General features: G+C 74.1%; 22 protein-coding genes. 13 read left to right on the top strand and 9 right to left on the bottom strand.

The features are described from left to right. Positions 1-8: 8 nt before the first annotated feature. Positions 9-722, bottom strand: coding sequence for an MBL fold metallo-hydrolase (locus tag RM779_RS15530; RefSeq protein WP_311618281.1), 714 nt, complete (start codon positions 720-722; stop codon positions 9-11). Between the two features lie 189 nt (positions 723-911). Here RM779_RS15530 and hrcA point away from each other — a divergent pair, with 189 nt between their 5' ends. From hrcA to RM779_RS15500, 6 genes are all read left to right on the top strand, one after another. Next, a complete protein-coding gene (gene hrcA, locus RM779_RS15525; RefSeq protein WP_077061495.1) occupies positions 912-1,928 on the top strand; it encodes a heat-inducible transcriptional repressor HrcA in 1,017 nt (338 codons plus the stop codon). Next, complete coding sequence (dnaJ, locus tag RM779_RS15520) at positions 1,929-3,062, top strand: molecular chaperone DnaJ (protein WP_077061496.1); 1,134 nt, start codon at positions 1,929-1,931, stop codon at positions 3,060-3,062. It begins immediately after the preceding gene. A gap of 49 nt (positions 3,063-3,111) precedes the next feature. Then, complete coding sequence (locus tag RM779_RS15515; RefSeq protein ID WP_311618280.1) at positions 3,112-3,858, top strand: 16S rRNA (uracil(1498)-N(3))-methyltransferase; 747 nt, start codon at positions 3,112-3,114, stop codon at positions 3,856-3,858. A gap of 121 nt (positions 3,859-3,979) precedes the next feature. Next, the gene (locus RM779_RS15510; protein ID WP_311618279.1) at positions 3,980-5,278 is read left to right on the top strand and encodes a hypothetical protein; all 1,299 of its coding nucleotides are present in this window, start codon (positions 3,980-3,982) and stop codon (positions 5,276-5,278) included. Beyond that, positions 5,275-5,784, top strand: coding sequence for a hypothetical protein (locus RM779_RS15505; protein ID WP_311618278.1), 510 nt, complete (start codon positions 5,275-5,277; stop codon positions 5,782-5,784). The genes RM779_RS15510 and RM779_RS15505 overlap by 4 nt, the downstream gene beginning before the upstream one ends. A gap of 8 nt (positions 5,785-5,792) precedes the next feature. Then, positions 5,793-7,868 carry a hypothetical protein gene (locus RM779_RS15500; RefSeq protein WP_311618277.1) on the top strand — a complete coding sequence of 692 codons (2,076 nt, stop codon included), beginning with the start codon at positions 5,793-5,795 and terminating at the stop codon, positions 7,866-7,868. A gap of 16 nt (positions 7,869-7,884) precedes the next feature. Here the strand turns inward: RM779_RS15500 and RM779_RS15495 are convergent, their stop codons facing one another. From RM779_RS15495 to RM779_RS15470, 6 genes are all read right to left on the bottom strand, one after another. Further along, on the bottom strand, positions 7,885-9,246 hold the full coding sequence (locus RM779_RS15495; protein ID WP_311618276.1) for a serine/threonine-protein kinase: 1,362 nt from the start codon (positions 9,244-9,246) through the stop codon (positions 7,885-7,887). Between the two features lie 28 nt (positions 9,247-9,274). Then, complete coding sequence (locus RM779_RS15490; protein WP_311618275.1) at positions 9,275-10,168, bottom strand: protein phosphatase 2C domain-containing protein; 894 nt, start codon at positions 10,166-10,168, stop codon at positions 9,275-9,277. 85 nt (positions 10,169-10,253) lie between these two features. Continuing rightward, positions 10,254-10,922 carry a vWA domain-containing protein gene (locus RM779_RS15485; protein WP_079252171.1) on the bottom strand — a complete coding sequence of 223 codons (669 nt, stop codon included), beginning with the start codon at positions 10,920-10,922 and terminating at the stop codon, positions 10,254-10,256. 47 nt (positions 10,923-10,969) lie between these two features. Further along, a complete protein-coding gene (locus tag RM779_RS15480) occupies positions 10,970-12,487 on the bottom strand; it encodes a GAP1-M domain-containing protein (RefSeq protein ID WP_311618274.1) in 1,518 nt (505 codons plus the stop codon). A 139-nt stretch (positions 12,488-12,626) separates the two neighbouring features. Further along, positions 12,627-12,743: a methionine/alanine import family NSS transporter small subunit gene (locus RM779_RS15475; RefSeq protein WP_311618273.1), complete on the bottom strand. Its 117-nt coding sequence runs from the start codon at positions 12,741-12,743 to the stop codon at positions 12,627-12,629. Continuing rightward, entirely contained in the window at positions 12,743-14,302 is a 1,560-nt protein-coding gene (locus tag RM779_RS15470) for a sodium-dependent transporter (protein WP_311618272.1), read from the bottom strand. Before RM779_RS15470 ends, RM779_RS15475 begins: the two co-directional genes overlap by 1 nt. Positions 14,303-14,475: 173 nt before the next feature. Between RM779_RS15470 and RM779_RS15465 the strand changes: the two genes are divergently transcribed. Further along, positions 14,476-14,835, top strand: a complete 360-nt coding sequence (locus RM779_RS15465) for a histidine triad nucleotide-binding protein (protein ID WP_311618271.1) — start codon at positions 14,476-14,478, stop codon at positions 14,833-14,835. A gap of 3 nt (positions 14,836-14,838) precedes the next feature. Beyond that, positions 14,839-15,747 (top strand): ribonuclease Z, encoded by a 909-nt coding sequence (locus RM779_RS15460; protein WP_311618270.1) that lies wholly within the window; start codon positions 14,839-14,841, stop codon positions 15,745-15,747. 4 nt (positions 15,748-15,751) lie between these two features. On the opposite strand, the gene RM779_RS15455 is transcribed toward RM779_RS15460, so the two are convergent. Both RM779_RS15455 and RM779_RS15450 read right to left on the bottom strand, forming a co-directional pair. Then, a complete protein-coding gene (locus RM779_RS15455; RefSeq protein ID WP_311618269.1) occupies positions 15,752-16,336 on the bottom strand; it encodes a DinB family protein in 585 nt (194 codons plus the stop codon). Positions 16,337-16,381: 45 nt separating this feature from the next. Beyond that, on the bottom strand, positions 16,382-17,719 hold the full coding sequence (locus tag RM779_RS15450; RefSeq protein WP_311618268.1) for a family 4 glycosyl hydrolase: 1,338 nt from the start codon (positions 17,717-17,719) through the stop codon (positions 16,382-16,384). Between the two features lie 130 nt (positions 17,720-17,849). Here RM779_RS15450 and RM779_RS15445 point away from each other — a divergent pair, with 130 nt between their 5' ends. From RM779_RS15445 to RM779_RS15425, 5 genes are all read left to right on the top strand, one after another. Beyond that, positions 17,850-19,004, top strand: coding sequence for a carbohydrate kinase family protein (locus RM779_RS15445; RefSeq protein WP_311618267.1), 1,155 nt, complete (start codon positions 17,850-17,852; stop codon positions 19,002-19,004). 142 nt (positions 19,005-19,146) lie between these two features. Beyond that, positions 19,147-20,163 (top strand): PhoH family protein, encoded by a 1,017-nt coding sequence (locus RM779_RS15440; protein ID WP_311618266.1) that lies wholly within the window; start codon positions 19,147-19,149, stop codon positions 20,161-20,163. A 12-nt stretch (positions 20,164-20,175) separates the two neighbouring features. Further along, complete coding sequence (gene ybeY / locus RM779_RS15435; RefSeq protein ID WP_311618265.1) at positions 20,176-20,673, top strand: rRNA maturation RNase YbeY; 498 nt, start codon at positions 20,176-20,178, stop codon at positions 20,671-20,673. Further along, complete coding sequence (locus RM779_RS15430; protein WP_311618264.1) at positions 20,670-21,989, top strand: hemolysin family protein; 1,320 nt, start codon at positions 20,670-20,672, stop codon at positions 21,987-21,989. Before ybeY ends, RM779_RS15430 begins: the two co-directional genes overlap by 4 nt. A 118-nt stretch (positions 21,990-22,107) precedes the next feature. Next, on the top strand, positions 22,108-22,821 hold the full coding sequence (locus tag RM779_RS15425; RefSeq protein ID WP_311618263.1) for a hypothetical protein: 714 nt from the start codon (positions 22,108-22,110) through the stop codon (positions 22,819-22,821). The last annotated feature ends 5 nt before the right edge of the window (positions 22,822-22,826 follow it).

Raw genomic sequence — 22,826 nt, 5'->3', positions numbered from 1 at the left:
ACGCCGCCTCATGCGGGCACACCGAACCTGCGGGCCAGCACGCCCCGCTGCGCCCGCACGAACTCCGCGTCCACCACGGCCCCGTGGCCCGGCACGTAGCGCGCGTTCCGGCCGCCGAGGGCGAGCAGCCGGTCCAGGGCCGCGGGCCAGCGTTCCGGCGTCGCGTCGGGCCCGGCCTGCGGCTCGCCCGACTCCTCGACCAGGTCGCCGCAGAACACCACGGGCACCGGGCCCGGAACGACCACCACCACGTCGTGCCCCGAGTGCGCGGGCCCCAGGTCGGCGAGCACCGCCGTTCTGCCGCCGCCGAGGCCGACGGCCGTCTCGCCGCGCACCTCGTGCCACGGGCGCCGCAGCGCCGAGGCGTCCGCCTCCGCGGCCTCGCGCGCGATGCCGTACCGCACGGCGGCGGCCGCGACTTCCGCCCGCCCGCCGCGGTCCAGGTGGGCGGGCAGCCCGGCCGCGCCGTGCGCGGCGACCCCGGGCAGGCCCGCGAGCCCGAGCACGTGGTCGAAGTGCGGGTGAGTGATCACCACGCGGGTGACGGGCGCCCCCAGCAGCCCGGCCGCCTCCCCGGCCAGGGCGGCACCCGCGGCGGCCGAGGGCCCGGCGTCCACCAGCAGAACGCCGTCCGCCCCGGCGACGGCCCCGACCGTTTCGTCCCAGCCGGCCAGCCGGCACCTGATCACACCGGGTGCGAGCCGTTCCCACGTGTATTCCATGCCACGACGTTAGGCCCTGTCTGGCCGCGCGTACGGGCATGAACGGCCGGGGTGGTGGGCACCTTCTGCCCGCTGCTCGTTCCCTGGCCGTGCTACCCGGCCGTACACTGGGACAGGGCTTGGCACTCCTCGCAGATGAGTGCCAGGGCGGCCGACCAGCGACGGACAGCCGGACGGGAGGTGTGCGACATGCTCAGTGAGCGCAGGCTGGAAGTGTTGCGTGCCATCGTCCAGGACTACGTGGGCACCGAGGAGCCGGTCGGTTCCAAGGCGCTGACCGAGCGGCACAACCTGCACGTCTCCCCGGCGACCGTGCGCAACGACATGGCCGCGCTGGAGGAGGAGGGGTACATCGCCCAGCCCCACACCAGCGCGGGGCGGGTGCCGACGGACAAGGGGTACCGGCTGTTCGTCGACAAGCTCGCCGACGTCAAGCCGCTCTCGACGGCCGAGCGCCGCGCCATTCAGAACTTCTTGGCCAACGCGGTGGACCTGGACGACGTCGTCGGCCGCACGGTCCGGCTGCTCGCGCAGCTGACCCGGCAGGTCGCCGTCGTGCAGTACCCCTCGCTCAGCCGCTCGACGGTGCGCCACGTCGAGCTGCTCTCGCTCGCTCCGGCCCGCCTGATGCTGGTGCTGATCACGGACACCGGACGGGTCGAGCAGCGCGTCGTCGACTGCCCCGCACCCTTCGGCGAGACCTCGCTCGCCGATCTGCGCGCCCGGCTGAACAGCAGGATCGTCGGCGAGCGCTTCTCCGAGGTGCCGCGCCTGGTCGCGGATCTGCCGGATTCCTTCGACCAGGAAGAGCGCGGCACGGTCTCGACGGTGCTGTCCTCTTTGCTGGAGACTCTGGTGGAGGAGACCGAGGAGCGGCTGATGATCGGTGGCACCGCCAATCTGACCCGCTTCGGGCAGGACTTCCCGCTCACCATCCGGCCGGTGCTTGAGGCGCTGGAGGAGCAGGTGGTGCTCCTGAAGCTGCTGGGGGAGGCGAAGGACTCGGGCGTGACCGTGCGCATCGGCCATGAGAACGCTCACGAGGGCCTGACGTCCACCTCGGTGGTCTCGGTCGGTTACGGTTCAGGAGACGAGGCGGTCGCCAAGCTCGGCGTGGTCGGACCGACCCGCATGGACTACCCCGGAACGATGGGAGCAGTGCGCGCAGTGGCACGTTACGTCGGACAGATCCTCGCGGAGAACTAGGTGGCGGCGGACTACTACGCGATCCTTGGCGTGCAGCGCGATGCCTCGCAGGACGAGATCAAGAAGGCCTTTCGCAGGCTGGCTCGTGAGCTGCACCCGGACGTGAACCCGGACCCGAAGACCCAGGAGCGGTTCAAGGAGATCAACACCGCGTACGAGGTGCTCTCCGATCCGCAGAAGAAACAGATGTACGACCTTGGCGGCGACCCGATGGGCGGCGCCTCGGCCGGGGCGGGGGCCGGTTTCGGCGCCGGCTTCGGCAATTTCTCGGACATCATGGACGCCTTCTTCGGCACCGCGTCCCAGCGCGGCCCGAAGTCGCGCACCCGGCGCGGCCAGGACGCCATGATCCGTCTGGAGATCGATCTCAACGAGGCGGCGTTCGGCACCACCAAGGAGATCCAGGTCGACACCGCCACCGTCTGCACCTCGTGCAGCGGCGAGGGCGCGGCCCCCGGCACCTCCGCGCAGACCTGCGACATGTGCCGCGGGCGCGGCGAGGTCTCGCAGGTCACGCGGTCGTTCCTGGGGCAGGTCATGACCTCGCGGCCCTGCCCGCAGTGCCAGGGCTTCGGCACCGTCGTGCCGACCCCGTGCCCGGAGTGCGCGGGCGACGGCCGGGTCCGCAGCCGCCGCACGCTGACCGTGAAGATTCCGGCCGGCGTGGACAACGGCACCCGCATCCAGCTCGCGGGCGAGGGCGAGGTCGGCCCCGGCGGCGGTCCCGCCGGTGACCTCTACGTGGAGATCCGCGAGAAGCCGCACCCGACCTTCCAGCGCCGCGGCGACGACCTGCACTGCACGGTCACCGTCCCCATGACGGCCGCCGCGCTCGGCACCAAGGTGCCGCTGGAGACGCTCGACGGCATGGAGGAGGTGGACATCAGGCCCGGCACGCAGTCGGGGCAGTCCATCCCGCTGCACGGCCGCGGCGTGTCCCACCTGCGCAGCAACGGCCGGGGCGACCTCATCGTGCACGTCGAGGTGCAGACCCCCGGCAAGCTGGACCCGGAGCAGGAGGAGCTGCTGCGCAGGCTGGCGAAGCTGCGCGGTGAGGAGCGTCCCCTCGGGCAGTTCCAGCCGGGGCAGCAGGGCCTGTTCTCGCGCCTGAAGGACGCGTTCAACGGCCGTTAGCGGCCAGGGCGGCAGGAATCGGAGCAACGGACGGCAGGAGTCGAACGGCATGGCGACGGCGCCCGTCTTCGTGCACGACGGCCTCACCGGCAGGGGCCCGGGGCCGCTGACCCTGGCGGGCCCCGAGGGCAGGCACGCCGTGTCGGTGCGCCGCCTCCGGGTCGGCGAGGCCGTGGTCCTCACCGACGGCGAGGGCACCGGCGCCTCCGGAACGGTGGCCGCGGTGGACGGCCGGGACCGGCTCACGATCGACGTGACCGAGGTCAGCCAGGAGGAGCCGCCGCGCCCGCGGCTCACCGTGGTGCAGGCCCTGGCCAAGGGCGACCGCGGCGAGCTGGCGGTGGCCGCCATGACCGAGACGGGCGTGGACGCCATCGTCCCCTGGTCGGCGGCCCGGTGCGTCACCCAGTGGCACGGCGAACGAGGGGCCAGGTCGCTGGAGAAGTGGCGCGCCACCGCGCGCGAGGCGGGCAAGCAGGCGCGCCGCGTGTGGTTCCCGCGGGTTCCCGGGCCGATGACGACGCGTCAGGTGGCCGAAGGGCCGGTCGCCGGGGCCACGTTCGTGGCCGTTCTGCACGAGTCGGCCGACCAGCCGCTCGCGACGGCGCCGCTGCCGGAGCAGGGCGACATCGTGCTGATCGTCGGCCCAGAAGGCGGTGTCACGCCCGAGGAGCTGGACGCGTTCGCCGCCGCCGGGGCCCGCGCCTACCGCCTGGGGCCGACCGTGCTGCGCACCTCGACGGCGGGCACGGCCGCCGCCGCCCTCCTGATGGGCCGCACCGGCCGCTGGGCCTGAGCAACCGGACGGGCCCGGACCGCAACCGGTCAACAGCGGTCCGGCGTCCTGTGATTGGGGACCGGTCCCAGCCGTGGTGGGGTAGGGTCCTGCGTACTTCGGCCCAGGGGGGAACGCGATAGTGCCGCACGCGCCGCTGACGGACACGACGGAGCTGGCCAGGGAGCTGAGGCTCCTCTCCGACGAGGAGCTGCTCGCGCTCAGACGCGCCGAGCTGCGCGGGCTCGCGGACGACCTGGAGCACGACCGCGATCTGGCCGAGTGGGCCGAGATCGACCTGCTCCAGGCGTTCGCCCGCCAGGAGAGCATGGCCCCGGCCGCGCCGGCCCCGGCCCGCCGTGGCGCCCTCGGCACCCTGCGCCACCTGCTGAGCCCCGCGTTCCGGCAGGGCCTGAAGGGGCGGCCCGCCGGGCAGCTGCTGCGCGACGCGGTGGCGGCCGTGCGGCGGCGCCGCGTCCGCGACGACCTGCTGGAAGCCGCGCTCGGCATCCTCGTGTTCGTGCCGCTGCTGATCACCTGGTACGGCCTGCGGGAGGCGGGGCGCGCCTACGACGAGCTGGCCAGTGACGACCCGGAGCAGGCGACCCGGCCGTTCCTCCAGCTGTGGCAGTCCGGCTTCGACGGGCGGGTCTCCACGCTCGGCGAGTTCGACAATGTCGCGCTGATGGCCGTGCTGCTGATCTCCCTGCTCGTGCTGCTCGCGATCTGGCACGCCCGCGTCAGGAGCCGCACCGAGCGGGAGTGGGACGCGCAGCAGACCGAGCGGGAACGGCTCATGGGCCGCCTCACCTCGGTGCTCACCCGCACCCAGCTGGCCCTGTCCGGGCAACGCCTGTCCACGCCACGGCAGTTCACCGGCGAGCTGTCCAAGGCCGCTGGACGGCTCGGCACCCTGGTGCGCCGCGCCACCGACGGGCAGCAGGCGCTCGCCACGGCCACCACGGCCGCGCACGACGCCACCACGGAACTGCGCGCCGCCGCACAGCGCATCGTCGACGCGGCCACGCCGCTCGGCGCCGCCACCGTCCGCCTCGAAGCGGCCGTGCAGTCCGGGCAGGCCGAGACCACCCGTGTCAGCTCGGCCAACGCCGCCGAGGTCCGCGACGTCGGCGAGCGCATCACCAGGATGGGGCAGCAGATCGAGGCCGCCCTGACCGAACTCACCACCGTGCAGCGGGAGCTGACCGCCACCACCCAGGCCGCGGCGCAGGCGTCCCACGAGGCCGCGGAGGCCGTCACGCACAGCGCCGCCCGCACCGACGACGCGGTGCTCGGCATGCGCGAGGCCGCGGAACGGTGGGACGTGGCGGCCGCGCACTGGCAGGACGCCGCGGCCCGCGTCGACACCGGAGTCCGTGAACTGACCGGCCGGCCGCCCGGGTTCGGTGGTGTACCGAGCCAGCAGGGCGCGGGCCGGTGACCGCCGTCCGCCCCGGGCGCCCCCGGCGGCCGCGGCGCCGCATCGGCCTCATGGCGCTCGCGGGCTGGCTGTTCGCCGACTTGCTGCTGGTACTGGCGCTGGTGTCGATGAGCGGCCAGGAGGACCCGCTCGCGGCACCCGAGCCGACGCCCACCGGGCCCGCCGAGCCGACGGAGGAGCCCACCGAGCCGCCCGAGGAGCCCGACATCCCGCGCGGGGTGGAGCAGGAGCCCGTCATGTTCGACGTCGAGGGCCGGGACACGGGGTGGCTGCGGGAGCAGATCGCGGCGGCGACCGAGGAGTGGGCCGGCCAGGAGGCCGCGTTCGTGCTGACCTTCGGCGGCACGCTGAACGGCACCGGCTACGCCCGCCTCGTCAACGACCAGCTGCACGAGGCCCGCCCCGACATGTTCGCCGAGGAGATCACCGCGGAGGACTTCCTCCAGGTCAACGAGCCCGCCAACACCGCGCGGCTCTGGGTCTACTTCTACACCTCGCCGAGGTGACCGCCGCCGTGGACACCGCAACCGCCGGGGCCTGGCGCCCCGGCCGCCGGGCCGACGCGGACGGGCCGCCGCCGCCCTGGCTGCCGCTGTTCCCTGCCGTGCCCCGGTACGAGGAGCTGAGCCGCCACCTCGCCGACGGCGGTTTCCGGCACGCCGCCGACGCCCTGCTGCCGCCCGGCGGCGGCTCCGCCTACCGGCCGAAGGGGCTGGCGGGCGACGACACGGCCGGGCCCGGCCTCCGCGTCCTCGACGGGCTGTGGCTGCCCCCGGAACGCGGCCACGACCTGCGCCGCGCCGACGCCGCCGAGTGCCGCCGCGCCGCGGAGCGGTGGGAGACGTCGGGCGACCCGCGCGCGGGCGCCGCCCGGCACGTCCTCGAACGGCTGGCCGAGGCGGCGGACGACGACCCCATGGCGCTGCGGCGCCTCGTGCTGTACCAGCTGGCCTGCCTGCTGACCGATGGCGGGCCCACCGAGGAGGCGGCCGTCGCGCTGGGCGTCGACCCCGCCGAGGCCGCCGTCCTCGCCGCCGCCGTCGCGGCCGGATTCCCCGCCGCGGGCCGGATGCGGAAGGCGGCGGAGGACCTGGACGATGCCTGGCGCGCGCATCGCCTGCACCGGGCGCGGCAGCTCGCGCAGGAGCTTCCGCCGGACGCGGCCGACCCAGGACTTGTCCGGCTGCGCGCCGATATCGAGGCCCGGCTCGCCGACGTGGCACGGGAGTTGACGGACGCCGGCCGGCACGGGGAGGCGGGCCTGTACCGCGCCGCCGCCACCGCCTGCCTGCGCGCCGTGCGGCTCGCCGTGGACGACGAGGGGGCGCGCGCCGCGCTGCTCGCCGCCGCGGTGACGGGCGGCGACAGCGGCGCGATGTCCCGCGTGGCCGTCGGCGTCGAGTCAGGCACGGCCCGGCTGACGTGGCCGGCGCCCGGCCGTTCCGTCCGCTTCCAGGTGCTGCGCTGGGCCGAGACGGAAGGACCCGGCACGGCCGTCGAGGTCGCCGCCTCCGCCGCGGGCGGCGCGGGGCACGAGGCGTGGGACGCCGACCCGCCGACCGGGCGGACGCTGCGCTACGCCGTCGTGCCCTGGCAGGACGGCCGCATCGCGGGCACGGCCCGCGCCACCGCGCCGCTGCGCGTGACGCCGGACGTCACGGGCGCGCGGGCCGAGGTGGTGCCCGACGGGCTGCGGCTGCGGTGGCGGGCGCATCCGGCGGCGGCCGAGGTGCGCGTGGTGCGGACCGCGGGGCCGGGCGCGGACGCCGGAACGCCGGTGCCCTGCGGCCCCGATGGGCTGACCGACCGGCCGCTGCCGCCCGGCCCCCACAGCTACCTGCTGCGGTGCGCCTACCCGGGCGAGGACGGCGAGACGGTGTGGTCGGCCGGGGAACGGGTCACCGGAGTCGCCGAGGAGTGGCCCGCGCCGGTGCCGGGCGACATCGCGCTCGCCGCCGCGGCCGACGGCCGGGTCACCTTGAACTGGCAGGCCCCGGAGCGGGGCGAGTCCCGCCTCGTGCGGTGGCGGGAGCGTGTGCCCGAGCCCGGCGACGACGTGTCCGCTGCGCTGCCTGGCCTGTCCGCGCTCCAGGGCGAGGGCAGGGAACGCACCGTCACCGTGCTGCCGCCGCCGCGCGCCGCGCTGCGGCTGACCGCCGTCAGCGTGCTGGGTCCGCGGGCCGTGGCCGGGCCCTCGGTGCTGCTGGAGACCCTGGGCGCGGTGCGGGACCTGTCGGCGAGGAGGCGGGGGCCGGGCAGCGCGGAGCTCTCGTTCACCTGGCCGGAGCCCGCCGTGCTGGTCCTGGTGACGTGGGAGGGCGGCGGGCGGCGCGAGGAGCGGCGCGTGCCCCGCAGCCTGCACCGCGCCGGTCCTGTCCAACTGCCCGTCGGCCGCGCCGCGTACACGATCACGGCCGTGCCCCTGGCCCGCCCGGACGCCACGCACGCCACGCACGCCACCAGCGAACCCGCGGAGACCCGCCTGCCCGCGCTGCCGTTCCCGCGGCTCGCGCTGTACTACGCCCGCGAGAGGGTGGGCAGGACCGTGGGCAGGACCGTCAGCCAGGCGAGCCGACTGGTCCGCCGGTAGCGGGCGCCCGGCGGGTTCACCGTTCCCGCACGACCGCCTCGGCGCCGTCGCCCAGTTCGAGGAGCAGACCCGGGCGCAGCGCCGCGGTGCGGCCCGGCGGCACCTCCAGCTGGCTGCCGTCCGCGCGCCGCACCCGCCACGGCCGGGCGGAGCGGTTCGTCAGCCCGAACCGGCCCGGCGTCGTCGGGTGCGGGGTGACCTCGCCGATGGGCGTGCCGAAGTCGTGCCGCTCGGGGTCCTCCTGCAGGTGGTGCGGGTACAGTTCGGCGCCGCGGTTCAGCCGGATGTGGCGCTGGGGACGCCGTTTGCCCTTGCCCGCGGTCAGCTCAAGGCGCATCGGCAGATCCACCGGGCGGCGGCACTTCCAGCATTCGGGCGCGGCGCCGTCCGGTTGGGTCATGTTCTCCTTGCCGCAGGTCGCGCACGGCACGATCGCGTCGCGCACGGCGCTCAGCGCGTCGCGCCACTCCGACTCGCGCGCCCGTTCCCCTGGCCTCGTCAGGCCCTCGGTGAACGTCTTGATGAACAGGTCGCGCAGCACCTGCGGAAGAACGCCCCAGGTCGCGATGACGGTGTCCTGCTCGCCCGGCACTGGCCGGTTGGCGGTGCGCACCGGGTCGTAGACGAACACCGGCTCGGTGCCGTACAGCTTCCGCTGCGCCTTCTCGTCCAGGCAGTGAATCCGCAGTTCGAGGGCGCCGTCGAAGGGGTGATGGTTCATCAGCAGATAGAACAGCAGCACCGCAAGCGAGTGCAGGTCCGTCTGGATGCCCGGCTTGACGCCCTGGTCGCGGCGGACCAGCTCGGGCGCCATGAAGTTCATGGTGCCCTCGATGCCGGCGGACTCGCCCTCGACGACCGCGTTGTCGTTGTCGCACACCAGGACATCGCCGTTGTCGGGGTCGAAGAAGACGTTCCCCCAGCTGATGTCGCGGTAGGCGATGCCCTGTTCGTGCAGGGTCTTGTACGCCTCGACCGTGTTGAGGGCCGTGGTGATCAGCGAACGCGGCGTCGCCGCGGCCACCGCCTTGTCGCGGCGCAGCAGCGCCGGCAGATCGTGGAACCGCTTGGGGCGCAGGTCCATCACGTAGCCGAAGCTCTCGCGCGAGGGGTCGGCGACGATCGTGCGCGGCCACAGGAAGCGGTCGTCGCCCCAGGCCCTGTCCACCAGCGCCTCCAGAATGCGCCACCGGTGGACGTCCGCGAGCTGCGGGAAGTACCACTTCAGGGCCGCGGGCCCGCCCGGGGTGTCGACCTCGTACACCTCGCCCTGCCCACCGAAGCCCAGCAGGCTCTTGACGGTGACCTGCTCGTCCCGTTCCGTCGTCAGCCGGGTCCCCGCGTCCAGCATGCCGCCGGTGCCCTGCGTACTGCTCATCCGGTGTTCCCCCTCGTCACTCAGGTCGTCACTCAGGTCGTTCTGCCGTGCGTTCTGTCGTGCGTTCCGGCGTGCGTTCCAGGGGGACGGGAATGGCGCCCACCAAGGTGGTGTCGTCCCCCGAATGCGCCGCCGCATGGCCGAGCCAGTCGGCGAGTTTGTCCTGCACCTGCGCGCGTCCCTCCGACTCGACGCGGTCGCGCACGCCGCGCGCGAATCCGAGGAACCCGTCGTGGTCCTCGAAGCTCTTCGACAGGCCGTCGGTCGACAGCAGCACGGCCGGCGGCGGCCCCTTGCCGGTCAGCGGCCGCCAGTGCATGCGGGCGCGCAGCCACGCCTCCGGCTGGCACAGCGACTCCGTCTCGTCGCCGAGATCCTGCCCCGCGTACAGCGGGGCCTCGGGCGGCCCCTCGTTCCACACCAGCGTGATGTCGCCGTCCCCGAGTTGCCAGCACACCAGCAGCTCGCGGGTGAGAACCACGCCGAGCAGGGTGCTGCCGTAGGCGTCGAACGCGGGGGCCTGGCCCGCCCGGCCGTGGGCGGGCGCGCTGGCCTCGTGCCGGGCGACGCGCAGCCGCCAGCCGTGCACGAGACGCCGCGGCAGGTCCCGCGCCATCTCCCGCCGCACCGGCCACCCGGGCGACTTCTCCCCGCACAGGGCACCGGCCACGAAGCGGCGGGCGCAGGCGGCGAACTCCTCGGCGGCCCAGCGGGCGCCGAGGTCGCTGCGGAAGTGGGCGGCGGCCCCGTGCCCGTCCGCGACGGCGAGGACCGCGGCGCCCCCGTCCGCGGCGAGAAACGCCAGGTGACTGTCCTGGCTGTACTCCTTGCCCCGCCCCGTCACGTCCTGCCCGAGCAGCCGGAAGGCGGCATGCGCGGACCCGGCGAGGTGCGGCCCGGTGGCCGCGTGGGCGTCGCTCACTGTGCCTCCTCGTTCGCTTCTCCGCCCACGCGGCGGAGCAGGCGGTGGGTGACGAGGTGCGGCCCGGTGGCCGCGTGGGCGTCGCTCACCAGACGTCGTCGTCGCTCGCGCCGGCCGTGATGGTGGGCGTGCGGTCCATCGGCGTGGCCAGCTGCTTGTCGCCCTCGACGGCCGGGGTGGAGGCGGTGGCCACGGCGACGGTGGAGGCCCAGCGGATCGCGGCGACCAGCTGCTTGGGGTTCTTCACGCGCAGCGGCTCCTGTTCCGGGTTGGCCAGGAACTCCTTGAGCATCTCGCGGTCCGCGTCCTCGCCGATGCCGATGGCGACGCGCACCGCGCGCTTGCCCCACGGGGTGGCGTCGATGTCGCGCAGCCCGGAGCGCCAGTCGTCGGTGGGCAGCCCGTCCGAGACCAGCGCGAGCACCGGGCGCAGCGCGCGGCCCGGCATCGGCGGCGTCTTCAGCGCCTCGGAGGTCAGGCGCAGCGCGGCGCCGAGGTCGGTGGTGCTGTGGGCGTAGACGTCCTCCCACGTGAAGTCCTGGATGGCGGTGGGGGCGGCCAGGTGCCAGGAGGCGCCGGAGCTGAACGTGACGGCGCGGACGAGGAGTTCGGCGCCGGGGTTGTCGTCGGCGGCCTTGCGCATCTCGGGGATGGCCTCGCGGATGGCGTAGTTGAGCTGTGTGATCTTGCCATTGATCCCCATGGAGCCCGAGCAGTCGAGCAGCCAGATGAAGTGGAGGGGACGGCTGGCCATGGGGCCACCGGGGATGTCGCTCACGGGATACCTCTCCGAAGGGACGGTCAGGTCCGGTCAGTTGGCGGAATGTGGGGCGGCCGGCGCACCGGAGGCGGCGGCTGCGGGGGTGGCGGCTGCGCGGGCGGCGGCTGCCGGGGCGGCGGGGGCGGGGGTGCCGTCCGTGGCGGCGGGGGCGGCGGGGGCGGGGGCAGCGCGGTGCTCTCCTCGTACTGGCGCAGCTGGCGCCGGGCCCAGATCCGCACCTCGGCCAGCACCATGGAGTCGCCGCGGTTCAGCTCGCGGCGCAGGTGCTGCGCGGCGTCGGCGGCCCCGGGGCCGCCCGCGTTCACCTCCTGTCCCCGCACCAGCAGGCGGGCGGTTTCGCGCCTGCTGGAGGTGAACGGGTAGGCGTCCTCGTGGCGCAGCAGTTCGCGGGCCAGCTCGCAGCGCTTGTCGTTGACGGTGCCGCCGCGGGTGATCCAGTTCAGCAGGCGCAGGTGGATGCGCGTGCTGACGAGCAGCGGCAGCGGGCAGGTCCTGGCCAGTTCGAGGGCGCCGGCCAGGTCGGGGTCCGACTTGTCCCAGACCAGCTCGTAGATGAGCCCGAGGGTCTCCTCGTTCAGCTCCTCGTTCTCGCCGAGCCGGCCGCGCAGCATCCGGAAGAGGCCCACGCCGTGCAGGTGGTGCGGGCCGCCGCGCAGGTTTCTCGCCGACTCGCGCAGCCGTTCCTGAACGGCGGCGGGCGCCGCGGGCGGCAGCGGCGGCGGGGGGCCTGACGCGCCGGGCAGCCGCGGCAGCCAGTCCCGGACGGCCTGGGCCACCCACGGGTCGGCGCGCGGCGGGCTGCCCTCGCCGCCGAGTCCGTCGTGCACGCGGTAGCGGTGCCGCAGGACGTCGGGGTCCTTGCGGTCGAACGTGGCGTCGGGGCCGATGCCGATGATCTGCTGCGGGGCGTCGAGCGGACGGGTGCTGCCGGTGGTGAACGTCAGCGCCCTGGCCTGCCCCGCGGTGCCGTACCGGTCGAGGAACCAGGTGGCGAGCCCGATCCACCGGGCCACGGTGGCCTGTTCCTCCTCGGCGAGCACGAGCTGCCGGCCGGCGGGGGAGGTGAACAGGGCGCGCACGTCGCTGAGGAACGGGATCAGGCGGTCGGACCGCGCCCTGGCGAAGTCGGCCAGCTCCTCGGCGGTCAGCTCGGTGCCCGGCTCCGGCTCCGGCTCCCGCGCCGGATCGGTGTCCGGCTCGTGCGGGCGGTCCCACAGCGGGGAGCGCCACAGGTCGACGGGCAGGATGTCGCCGAGGGCGCGCTCCGGCCCGTGCGGCAGGTACAGCGCGTCGACGGTGCCGTCGGCCGTGCCGTCGGCGGCGCCGCGGCACAGGAGGAGGCTGCCGCCGCCCGGCAGCCCGGCATGGGCCAGGCAGCCGCCGTCGCCCGCGGGAGGGGCGGGCGCCGCGGCGGCGACCAGGGGCAGCAGGTGCTCGGGCAGGCGGCCGGTGCCGTCCGCGGCGGCGGTGACCCGTTCGGTGACCTCATCGGTGCTCAGGGTGAACCGCAGCCTGCGGATGACACGCCCGCCCTGCATCTGCCGTCCCCCTCGGAATGCCGTTGCCCCGTCCCCGTCGTGCCCCGTCGCGGCACGGTCCGGATGTCGGCATGGACGTTCCGTCGCCCGGGGTTGGTTGGAGGATATCCGGCCAGACCGGTGACCGGTCCCGGAACGGTCAGGCTTCCGGGGTCGGTTCGTCGGGGTGGCGGCGCAGCCACACGATCGCGGCGACGAGGCCGCCCCACACGATGGCCATGGCAATGATCATCATGACGATGGCCGAGGCCGACATCAGCTGCTCCTTCGCGCGGTCGAGTCCTGGGTGTCCTGCGTGTCCTCGGTGTCCTCGGCGTCCTCGGAACTGGCCGGATTACGCCGCCACCGCACCAGGGAGAGCAGGACGCCGACGACGAGGGCGGCGGCGGCGACCCCCCAGCCGGACCAGAGCAGGAACGAGGTGTCGTAGCCCGCGTAGTTCTCGTCGAACTCGTCGGTGAGGCTGTCCACCATCATCCAGATGAGCACCAGCGGGGTGATGACGCCCAGGCAGATCCGCCACCAGATCCGCAGCGGCACCGCGGAGGTCGCGTCGGCGTGCCGCTGGAGGGCGGGCAGTCTGCGCAGGCCCCAGCTGACGGTGATCACCAGGGCGAGCCCGGCCAGGACGATGCCGTACTGGTTGATGAAGTGGTCGGAGACGTCCAGGAAGTGCAGCCCGCTGTCGCTGGAGAACAGCACGGTGGACACCACGGCCACCGCGCCGCAGACGGCCAGCACGGCCGGCACGCGCCGCAGCCCCATGCGGTCCTCGACGGTGGCGACGATCACCTGCACGATGCTGATGAGGGAAGTGAGTCCGGCGAGCACCAGGGAGCCGAAGAACAGCACGCCGAAGAACGCGCCCATCGGCATCTCGGAAATGATCTGCGGGAACGCGACGAACGCGAGGCCGACGCCGCTGCTGGTCACCTCGCTGACGGCGAGCCCCGACTCGGCGGCCATGAATCCGAGGGTGGCGAAGACGGCCACGCCGGCCAGGATCTCGAAGGAGCTGTTGGCGAAACCGGCCACGAGCGCGGAGCCGGTGAGGTCGGACTTGCGGCGCAGGTACGAGGCGTAGGTGATCATGATGCCGAAGCCAACGGACAGCGAGAAGAAGATCTGTCCGTAGGCGGCGACCCACACGCCGCCGTCGCCGAGCGCGCCCCAGTCGGGCGCGAAGAGCGCGTCGAGGCCGAGGTCCGCGCCGTCCAGCGTGAGGGCCCTGACCACCAGGATCAGGAAGAACACCACGAGCAGCGGGATGAAGACCGTGTTGGCGCGTTCGATGCCGCGCCGCACGCCCAGGATGAGGATGGCGAGCACGACCAGCCACACGGCGATCAGCGGCCAGACCACGCCAGGCACGAACGTCGAGATCTCGCCCGGACTGTCGGAGACCTTGAGGAAGTCGCCCATCAGGAAGCCCTCGGGGTCGTCGCCCCAGGACTGGTCGAACGAGAAGCCGACGTAACGGACCGCCCAGGCCAGGATCGCCGCGTAGTAGGTGGCGACGACGAAACAGATCGCCACCTGCCACCAGCCGATCGCCTCGGCGGGCCGGGACAGCTGGCGCAGGGCGCCCGGGGGCGATGAGCGGTACCTGCGGCCGATCGTGTATTCGAGGATCAGCAGCGGAATGCCCGCGGTGAGCAGGGCGAGCAGGTACGGCACCATGAACGCGCCGCCGCCGTTCTCGTAGGTCACCGCGGGGAAGCGCCAGATGTTGCCGAGGCCGATGGCCGAGCCGATGGCGGCCATGAGAAAGCCGGCGCGGGTGCCCCACTGTTCCCGTTGCGGTTCCTGGGTCATGGTCGAGCGTCCTTGATCATCCGGTCTGTCCGTATACGAGCCCGCCGCACGTTACCAGCCGGTTCGGCCGGCGGGCAGGGCCTGAATCAGGTACGGCGGCCCGTTTCCGTACCGCCCCGGCGGTAGCATCCGTGCGTACGCGTTGACGAGGGCCGCGAGGAGAGTGCCGGGCAATGGCGGGAGAACCCGAGGCGGACTGCCTGTTCTGCAAGATCGTGGCGGGCGAGGTGCCCGCGACGGTGGTCAGGGAGACGGCCACCACGGTCGCGTTCCAGGACATCAACCCGCAGGCGCCCTGCCACGTGCTGATCATCCCCAAGGCGCACCACCGGGACGCCGCGGCCCTCGTCGCCGCCGACCCCGCGCTCGCCGCCGACGTGCTGCGCGAGGCGGGGCACGTCGCGGCCGACCAGAAGGTGGACGGCAGCGGCTACCGCGTCGTGTTCAACACCGGCACCGGCGCCGGGCAGACCGTCTTCCACGCGCACGCCCACGTGCTGGGCGGCCGCGGCCTGGAATGGCCCCCCGGGTAGGCCGTGACCGCACGCGAACTGGTGGTCCTCGGCACCGCCAGCCAGGTGCCGACCCGGCACCGCAACCACAACGGCTACGTGCTGCGCTGGGACGCGGAGACCATCCTCTTCGACCCGGGCGAGGGAACGCAGCGGCAGCTGCTGCTCGCCGGGGTCGGCGCCACCGCGCTCACCCGGATCTGCGTCACGCACTTCCACGGCGACCACTCCCTGGGGCTCGCCGGCGTGTTCCAGCGCATCAGCCTGGACCGGGTCCCGCACCCGGTCACCGCGCACTACCCGGCGGGCGGGCAGGAGTTCTTCGACCGGCTGCGGTACGCCACCGCCTACCACGACACCGCGCAGATCCTGCCGCGCCCCGTGACCGGCCCCGGAGTCCTGGAACGCACGGCGGAGTTCACCCTCACCGCGCACGAACTGTCCCACCCCGTCGAGACGTTCGGCTACCGGCTGACGGAGCCAGACGGCCGCCGCGTGCTGCCCGAGCGGCTCGCGGCGCACGGCATCGAGGGCCCGGACGTCGGACGGCTCCTGCGCGCGGGGACGCTGCGCGGCGTGACGGCGGACGACGTCACCGCGCCGCGGCCCGGGCAGTCCTTCGCGTTCGTCATGGACACCCGGCTGTGCGACGGCGTCTTCGCGCTCGCGGACGGGTGCGACCTGCTGGTCATCGAGTCGACCTTCCTCGACCGGGACGTCGCGCTCGCCCGTGAGTACGGCCACCTCACCGCCGGGCAGGCGGGCCGCGTCGCCGCCGAGTGCGGGGTGCGGCACCTGGTGCTGACGCACTTCTCGCAGCGCTACCAGGACCCGGCGGACTTCGCCGCCGAGGCGCGGGCCGCCGGATTCGCCGGCACGCTGACGGTCGCCGAGGACCTGATGCGCGTCCCGGTGCCGCGCCGCGTGACCTGACGCGCTACTGCCCGACCCGGCCGTCGATCCGCTCACGCAGCAGATCCGCGTGCCCGTTGTGCCGGGCGTACTCCTCGATCATGTGCACCATGACCTCCCGCAGCTCGACCGGCTCGCCGTCCCTGGCCCGGCGCCCGGTGACGCCCAGATCGGGTGCCTCGGCCACGAACCGTTCCGCGAAGGCGATTTCGGTGCGCCAGGCGGCGAACGCCTCCTCGACCGCCCGCGGGTCGGCGACCGCGCCGTTGAAGTCCGCGTCGGGGTCCTCCGCGGTGCGGAACGGCCGCGGCACGTCCTGCCCGGCCAGCACCTGCCGGAACCAGCCCAGCTCCACGTCGGCCATGTGCCGGACCAGACCGAGCAGCGACATGGGGGACGGCGGAACGGAGCGGCGCGCCAGCGCCTCGGCGTCGAGCCCCTCGCACTTCATGGCCAGGGTCAGGCGCTGGTCGGCCAGGTAGCCGACGAGGTTGTCGCGTTCGCCGCGGAAACGGCCGTCGGAGCGGGGGTCCTCGTCGGGGTGGACAAACATGTCGGACCAGCCGAAGGCGGGTGCGGGCGGCGTGGCGTCAGGGGATGCGGGAGACATGTCCCGAAGCATCGGGGCCCGGCGCCGCGGCGCGCCACGTGTTTTTCAGCCCGCCGCGGTGTCCCCGGCGTGCTCGGCCAGGATGCGGGTGGCGACCGCGGGCGAGTCCACCAGTGGGTGCAGTGCCAGGGCGCGCAGCGCCGCGCGGCGCGAGCCGGTCGCCGCCGCTTCGATCGTGGCCCGCTCCACCGCCTTGACCTGGAGCATGAGGCCCAGCTCCGCCGCTCCGGGCGACAGGCACGGCACCGGGCGCGCGCCCTGCGCCGTCACCTCGCAGACCGTCTCGACGATCGCGTCGGCCGGCAGTTCCGGCACCGTTCCGCCGTTGCGGACGTTCAGGATCAGCCGGGAACGCCGGTCGCCCGCGATGGCCGCCATCAGGTCGAGCGCGACGCGTTCGTAGCCACCGCCGGCCAGATCGCAGCTGTCCCGCTGCCAGCCGCCCGACGCCGCGCGCCCCTCCGCGCCGTACGTCTCCTCCCGCTCCCGGCGCGTGCGTTCCCACAGCTCCGGCGCGCGGCCCGGCTCGCGCGCCGCGTCCGAGAAGAACGCGCTCTGCTGCGCGTTCAGGAACTCGCCCCTGGTGGCCTCCGCCGCCCGCGCCGCGGCCAGTGTCTCCCGCCGGAAGTAGTAGTAGTGCAGGTACTCGTTGGGCAGCGCCCCAAGCGCGCGCAGCCACGCGCCGCCGAACAGCCGGCCCTCCTCGAACGACGCCAGCGCCTCGTCGTCCGCCAGCAGCCCCGGCAGCAGGTCACGGCCCCGGTAGGTCAGCGACCGCAGCCAGCCGAGGTGGTTGAGCCCCAGGTAGCCGAAACCGACCGCCCCCGGATCGGCCCCCGCCGCCCGCGCCGCCCGCCGCACGAGCCCCACCGGCGAGTCGCAGATGCCGATGACGCGGTGGCCGAGCTGCGTGGCCATCGCCTCGGTCACCATGCCCGCCGGGTTGGTGAAGTTGATCAGCCACGCCTCCGGCGCCAGCGCCCGGACGCGGGCCGCGATCTCCAGCGCCACCGGCACCGTGCGCAGCCCGTACAGCACCCCGCCCGCGCCCGTCGTCTCCTGCCCCAGCACGCCGTGCCCCAGTGGCACGCGCTCGTCGCGGACGCGGCCCGCCGTGCCGCCGACCCGGACCGCGCAGAACACGAAGTCGGCGCCCCGCACCGCCTCGTCCAACGACCGGGCCACCCGCACCTCGGGCGCCCCCGGCACCCCCGCGGCCAGCCCGGCCAGCACCGAGGCGATGACGTGGACCCGGTCCTGATCGGTGTCGTGCAGCGTGACCCGCGTACACCGATCGGGTGAATCGCGTGCGGCGTCCGACAGCAGCGCCCGGTATACCAGGGGGACGCGGAAGCCACCCCCGCCGATGATCGTGAGCCTCATGGCCCGGAACGTACCGTAGAAGTGACCGGGAACGTCGGCGGGATCGGACGGGGACGGGACGGGGACGGATGACCACGGGGACGAGCGGGACGAGGGGCGGGACGAGGCGCGGGACGAGGGGGAGCGGCCGGTGAGCACGAAGACCCAGGACCCGCTCGCCGGTATCCGCGCCCCCGGAGACCCGCCCGTGGACGTGTTCCTGACCGGCACCGTCTTCCTCGACATCATCTTCACCGGCCTCGACTCCGCCCCGGTGCGCGGCACCGAGTCCTGGGCCCGCGGCATGGGCTCCAGCCCCGGTGGCGTGGCCAACATGGCCACCGCGCTGGCCCGCCTCGGCCTGCACACCAGCCTCGCCGCCGCGTTCGGCGACGACATGTACGGCGAGTACTGCTGGGAGACGCTGGAGCGCGGCGAGGGCATCGACCTGACGTCCTCGCGGACCGTCCCCGGCTGGCACTCGCCCGTGACCGTGTCCATGGCGTACGAGGGCGAGCGGACGATGGTCTCCCACGGCCACGAGGCGCCCGTTCACGAGGCGCTGCCAGGACCGCCGCCCGCCCGTTCCTGCATCGCGTCGCTCACCCCGGGGCAGCCGCAGGGCTGGGTGGCCGAGGCGGCGCGGGCGGGCAGCATGGTCTTCGCCGACACCGGCTGGGACGACACCGGGACCTGGGACCTGGCGGCGCTGCCGGACCTGGCGTACTGCGAGGCTTTCCTGCCGAACGCGGTGGAGGCCATGCGCTACACCGGCACCGGCTGCCCGCGCGCCGCGGCCCGTGCCCTGACGAAGACGGTGCCGCTGGCCGTCGTCACGATGGGCGCCGAGGGGGCGTACGCGGCCGACGGCCGCACCGGGGAGACCGCGGAGGTGCCCGCCATCCTCGTCGAGGCGCTGGACACCACCGGCGCGGGGGACGTGTTCATGGCCGGGTTCGTGACCGGCACGCTCGCGGGCTGGCCGCTCGCCGACCGGCTGGCCCTCGCCGGCCTGACCGCGGCCCTGTCCGTGCAGGAGTTCGGCGGCTCCCTGTCCGCGCCCGGCTGGGGCGAGGTGGCCGCGTGGTGGCAGCGGGTCCGCGAGGTGACCCCGGCCGAGGGCCCGCCGGGGGCGGCGCTTGACCGGTACGCGTTCCTCTCCGGCCTGCTGCCCGGCGCGACCCGCCCCTGGCCGCTGCGCCGCGCGGTCCCGACCCTCGGCTTCCGCCCCCGCTCGGCGAGCGGCCCAGGCACAGGCACAGGCCCCGGCGCAGGCCCCCGCCCCCGTCCCCGTCCCGGCCGCTGAACGCGCGCGGCGGGGGCCGGCCCTCGCCGTCCTCGGCGATCGCACCCGGTAATGCCCTACGGCTCTGTCGGTCCCTCGTCGTACCCTGGACTTCAGGTACTCCAGTGCAGAGAGGGATGAGCAGGTCCGCAGTGGGCCGCCCATGACACAGACACCCACACACCAGCCAGCGGCCCCGGCTCCTGAGGCGACCGCCCGGTTCACCGTCCCGGCCAAGCATCCGATGGTGACGGTGCTGGGTTCTGGAGACGCGCTGCTCCGCGTGATCGAAAGTGCCTTTCCCGGGACCGACATCCACGTCCGGGGCAATGAGATCAGGGCCACCGGCGAGCAGGACGACGTCCAGCTCGTGCAGCGTCTCTTCGACGAGATGATGCTCGTGCTGCGGACCGGTCAGCCCCTGACGGAGGATGCCGTCGAGCGGTCGATCGCGATGCTGCGCGGCACGGACGGGACGGGCGGCGGCACCAGCCCCGCGCAGGTGCTCACGCAGAACATCCTGTCCAACCGCGGCAAGACGATCCGGCCCAAGACGCTGAACCAGAAGCGGTACGTCGACGCCATCGACCACCACACCATCGTCTTCGGGATCGGCCCGGCCGGTACCGGCAAGACGTACCTGGCCATGGCCAAGGCCGTGCAGGCGCTCCAGTCCAAGCAGGTCAACCGCATCATCCTCACCCGGCCCGCGGTCGAGGCAGGGGAGCGGCTCGGCTTCCTGCCGGGCACGCTCTACGAGAAGATCGACCCCTACCTGCGGCCGCTCTACGACGCCCTGCACGACATGCTCGACCCCGACTCGATCCCGCGGCTGCTCAGCGCGGGCACGATCGAGGTCGCGCCCCTGGCGTACATGCGAGGCCGGACGCTCAACGACGCGTTCATCATTCTGGACGAGGCGCAGAATACGAACCCGGAACAGATGAAGATGTTCCTCACCCGGCTCGGGTTCGAGTCCAAGATCGTGATCACCGGCGACGTGACGCAGGTCGACCTGCCCGGCGGCACCAAGAGCGGTCTGCGGCAGGTGCAGGACATCCTCGACGGCGTGGACGATGTCCACTTCTCCCGGCTCACCAGCCAGGACGTGGTGCGGCACAAGCTCGTCGGCCGCATCGTGGACGCCTATGACCGCTTCGACGACCGGAACGGAAAGTAGCCGCCCCGCATCATGGCGATCGAGGTCAACAACGAATCCGGCCTGGACATCGATGAACGGGCCATCCTCGACATCGCCCGCTACGCCCTCGGCCGGATGCGGATTCACCCGCTTTCCGAGCTGTCGGTGATCGCGGTCGACGTAGCGGCGATGGAGCAGCTCCATCTCCAGTGGATGGAGCTGTCCGGGCCCACCGACGTGATGTCGTTCCCGATGGACGAGCTGCGTCCGCCCTCCCGCGAGGAGGAGGAGCCCGTGCAGGGGCTCCTCGGGGACGTGGTGCTGTGCCCGGAGGTGGCGAGGATGCAGGGCGAGCAGGCCCCGACCCGCCACTCCATGGACGCGGAGCTGCAGTTGCTCACCGTCCACGGGGTGCTGCACCTGCTGGGCTACGACCATGAGGAGCCCGTCGAGAAGGCCGAGATGTTCGGCCTCCAGAAGGCCATCGTCGACGGCTGGCGCGACGAGCGCGGGCTGCCGGGCCCGTCCCCCGCCCCCACGACGACATGACCGCCACCCTGCTGCTCGCCGTGTTCGGGCTCCTGGTGGTGGCCTGGCTCTCCTCCTGCGCCGAGGCGGGCCTCGCGGTGATCACCGGCTACCGGGCCGAGGAGGCGGTGCGCGCCGGGCGCCGGGGCGCCGCCCGGCTCGCCGCGGTGGCCGCCGACCCCACCCGCTACCTCAATCTGGCGCTGCTGCTGCGCGTCGCGGGCGAGATGGGCGCCGGGGTCCTGGTGGCGTACGCCTGCCTCAAGGAGTTCGACGAGGTCTGGCAGGCGCTCGCCGTGGCGTTCGGCGTGATGGTGCTGCTGTCGTTCGTCGCCGCGGGGGTGTCCCCGCGCACGATCGGCCGGCAGCACCCGCTGGCGACCACGACCGCCGCGGCCTACGTGCTGGTGCCGCTGGCCCGCGTGCTCGGCCCGCTGACGCAGGCGCTGATCATCCTCGGCAACGCGCTGACGCCGGGGAAGGGCTTCCGCAAGGGGCCGTTCGCCTCGGAGGCGGAGCTGCGGGCGATGGTGGACCTGGCCGAGCGCGAGTCGCTGATCGAGGACGAGGAGCGCCGGATGGTGCACTCCGTCTTCGAGTTGGGCGACACGCTGGTCCGCGAGGTGATGGTGCCGCGCACCGACCTGGTGTCGATCGACCGCCACAAGACGGTGCGCCAGGCCATGACGCTCGCGCTGCGCTCGGGTTTCTCCCGGATTCCGGTCACGGGGGAGAGCGATGACGATGTCGTCGGCATCGTCTACCTGAAGGACCTGGTGCGGCGGGTGCACGTCAGCAGGGAGGCGGAGGCCGACCAGGTGGAGGCGGTGATGCGCGCGGCCTCGTTCGTGCCCGACACCAAGAACGCCGGGGATCTGCTGCGCGAGATGCAGCGCGACCACATCCACGTGTCGGTGGTGATCGACGAGTACGGCGGCACGGCCGGTCTGGTCACCATCGAGGACATCCTGGAGGAGATCGTCGGCGAGATCACCGACGAGTACGACAGGGAGCTGCCGCCGGTGGAGGAGCTGGGCGACGGCGCCCACCGGGTCACCGCGCGCCTCGACCTGGGGGCGCTGGGCGAGTTGTACGGGCTGCGGCTGGACGACGAGGACGTGGAGACCGTCGGCGGCCTGCTGGCCAAGGCGCTCGGGCGGGTGCCCATCGCGGGCGCGCACGCCGTGGTGGACGTGTCCGAGGAGCAGGGGCGCAGCGCGCTCGCGGACGGCATCGCGGGGCTGCGCCTGACCGCGGAGTCACCGGCCGGCCGCCGCAACCGGATCGACCGCATCGTGGTCGAGCCGGTCCCGGCCCCCGCGGAGCCCGCGGACTGACGCGCGCGCCCGGAAGGCCCGGAAGGCCCGGAAGGGGCGGAAGGCCCGGAAGGGGCGCGCTCACTCCAATGGGCGTGCGACGGTGGCCGTACGGGCGGCCGGCTGGCGCCATGGAAGCATGTACGCGCATCTACGCACGGCCGTCGTCGCGGGGGCGGCCGCACTGAGTCTGGGGCTTGCGCCCGGCCAGCCCGCCGCCGCCGACGTGCTCGGCGAGCGGCAGCTGCGCGAGGCGCTGCTCGACGCGGTGGACCTGCCCGCGGGGTGGGCCGGGGACAGTGAACGGTCCGCCGCCGAGCGGGGCTTCGGCGTTCCGCGGCCGGCGGAGCCCGCCTGCGGCGGGTTGTTCGACAGCACGGCGGACACCGCCGCGCGGGCCGGGTTCGCCCGCACCCGCAGCGGCCCGTTCGTCACCACGGTCGCCGCCGCGCACGGCGACGAGGCCGCGGCCGGGCGGGTGCTGGCCGCGGTGGAGGGCGCGGTGCGCGGCGCGTGCGCCACCGTTCACACCCAGGAGCGCGCCGGGGAGGGCACCGTCACCGTGTCCTACGACGCCGCCGCGCTGGACGCCGAACGGCTGGGCGACGAGAGCGTGGCCGTCCGGTACCAGCGGCGCCCGTCGGGTCCCGGCGCGGCGACGCCGGTCGTGGCCGATCTGGTGGTGGTGCGGGTCGGCGCGCACACCGTCCGCGTCGCACAGGCCGGGCGGGAGGACGAGGGCACCGAGGAGATGGCGGCCATCGCGGAACGCGCGGCGGAGAAGCTGCGGCAGGTCGCCGAGGGCCGCACCCCGGCCCCGCCGCCGGATCAGCCGGGCACCACGGATCTGTGACCCGT

Origin of the sequence: Streptomyces johnsoniae, assembly GCF_031845565.1 — a bacterium.
GTDB classification, from domain to species: domain Bacteria; phylum Actinomycetota; class Actinomycetes; order Streptomycetales; family Streptomycetaceae; genus Streptomyces; species Streptomyces johnsoniae.
Note: the sequence above shows the minus strand (reverse complement) of the source record. Positions and strands in the feature narration are given on the sequence as shown.

Coding starts and splice junctions, on each gene's coding strand:
- RM779_RS15530 (WP_311618281.1), bottom strand. CDS start 722: ATGGAATACACGTGGGAACGGCTCGCACCCGGTGTGATCAGGTGCCGG.
- hrcA (WP_077061495.1), top strand. CDS start 912: ATGCTCAGTGAGCGCAGGCTGGAAGTGTTGCGTGCCATCGTCCAGGAC.
- RM779_RS15515 (WP_311618280.1), top strand. CDS start 3,112: ATGGCGACGGCGCCCGTCTTCGTGCACGACGGCCTCACCGGCAGGGGC.
- RM779_RS15495 (WP_311618276.1), bottom strand. CDS start 9,246: ATGAGCAGTACGCAGGGCACCGGCGGCATGCTGGACGCGGGGACCCGG.
- RM779_RS15485 (WP_079252171.1), bottom strand. CDS start 10,922: ATGGCCAGCCGTCCCCTCCACTTCATCTGGCTGCTCGACTGCTCGGGC.
- RM779_RS15480 (WP_311618274.1), bottom strand. CDS start 12,487: ATGCAGGGCGGGCGTGTCATCCGCAGGCTGCGGTTCACCCTGAGCACC.
- RM779_RS15475 (WP_311618273.1), bottom strand. CDS start 12,743: ATGTCGGCCTCGGCCATCGTCATGATGATCATTGCCATGGCCATCGTG.
- RM779_RS15470 (WP_311618272.1), bottom strand. CDS start 14,302: ATGACCCAGGAACCGCAACGGGAACAGTGGGGCACCCGCGCCGGCTTT.
- RM779_RS15465 (WP_311618271.1), top strand. CDS start 14,476: ATGGCGGGAGAACCCGAGGCGGACTGCCTGTTCTGCAAGATCGTGGCG.
- RM779_RS15455 (WP_311618269.1), bottom strand. CDS start 16,336: ATGTCTCCCGCATCCCCTGACGCCACGCCGCCCGCACCCGCCTTCGGC.
- RM779_RS15450 (WP_311618268.1), bottom strand. CDS start 17,719: ATGAGGCTCACGATCATCGGCGGGGGTGGCTTCCGCGTCCCCCTGGTA.
- RM779_RS15440 (WP_311618266.1), top strand. CDS start 19,147: ATGACACAGACACCCACACACCAGCCAGCGGCCCCGGCTCCTGAGGCG.
- ybeY (WP_311618265.1), top strand. CDS start 20,176: ATGGCGATCGAGGTCAACAACGAATCCGGCCTGGACATCGATGAACGG.
- RM779_RS15430 (WP_311618264.1), top strand. CDS start 20,670: ATGACCGCCACCCTGCTGCTCGCCGTGTTCGGGCTCCTGGTGGTGGCC.
- RM779_RS15425 (WP_311618263.1), top strand. CDS start 22,108: ATGTACGCGCATCTACGCACGGCCGTCGTCGCGGGGGCGGCCGCACTG.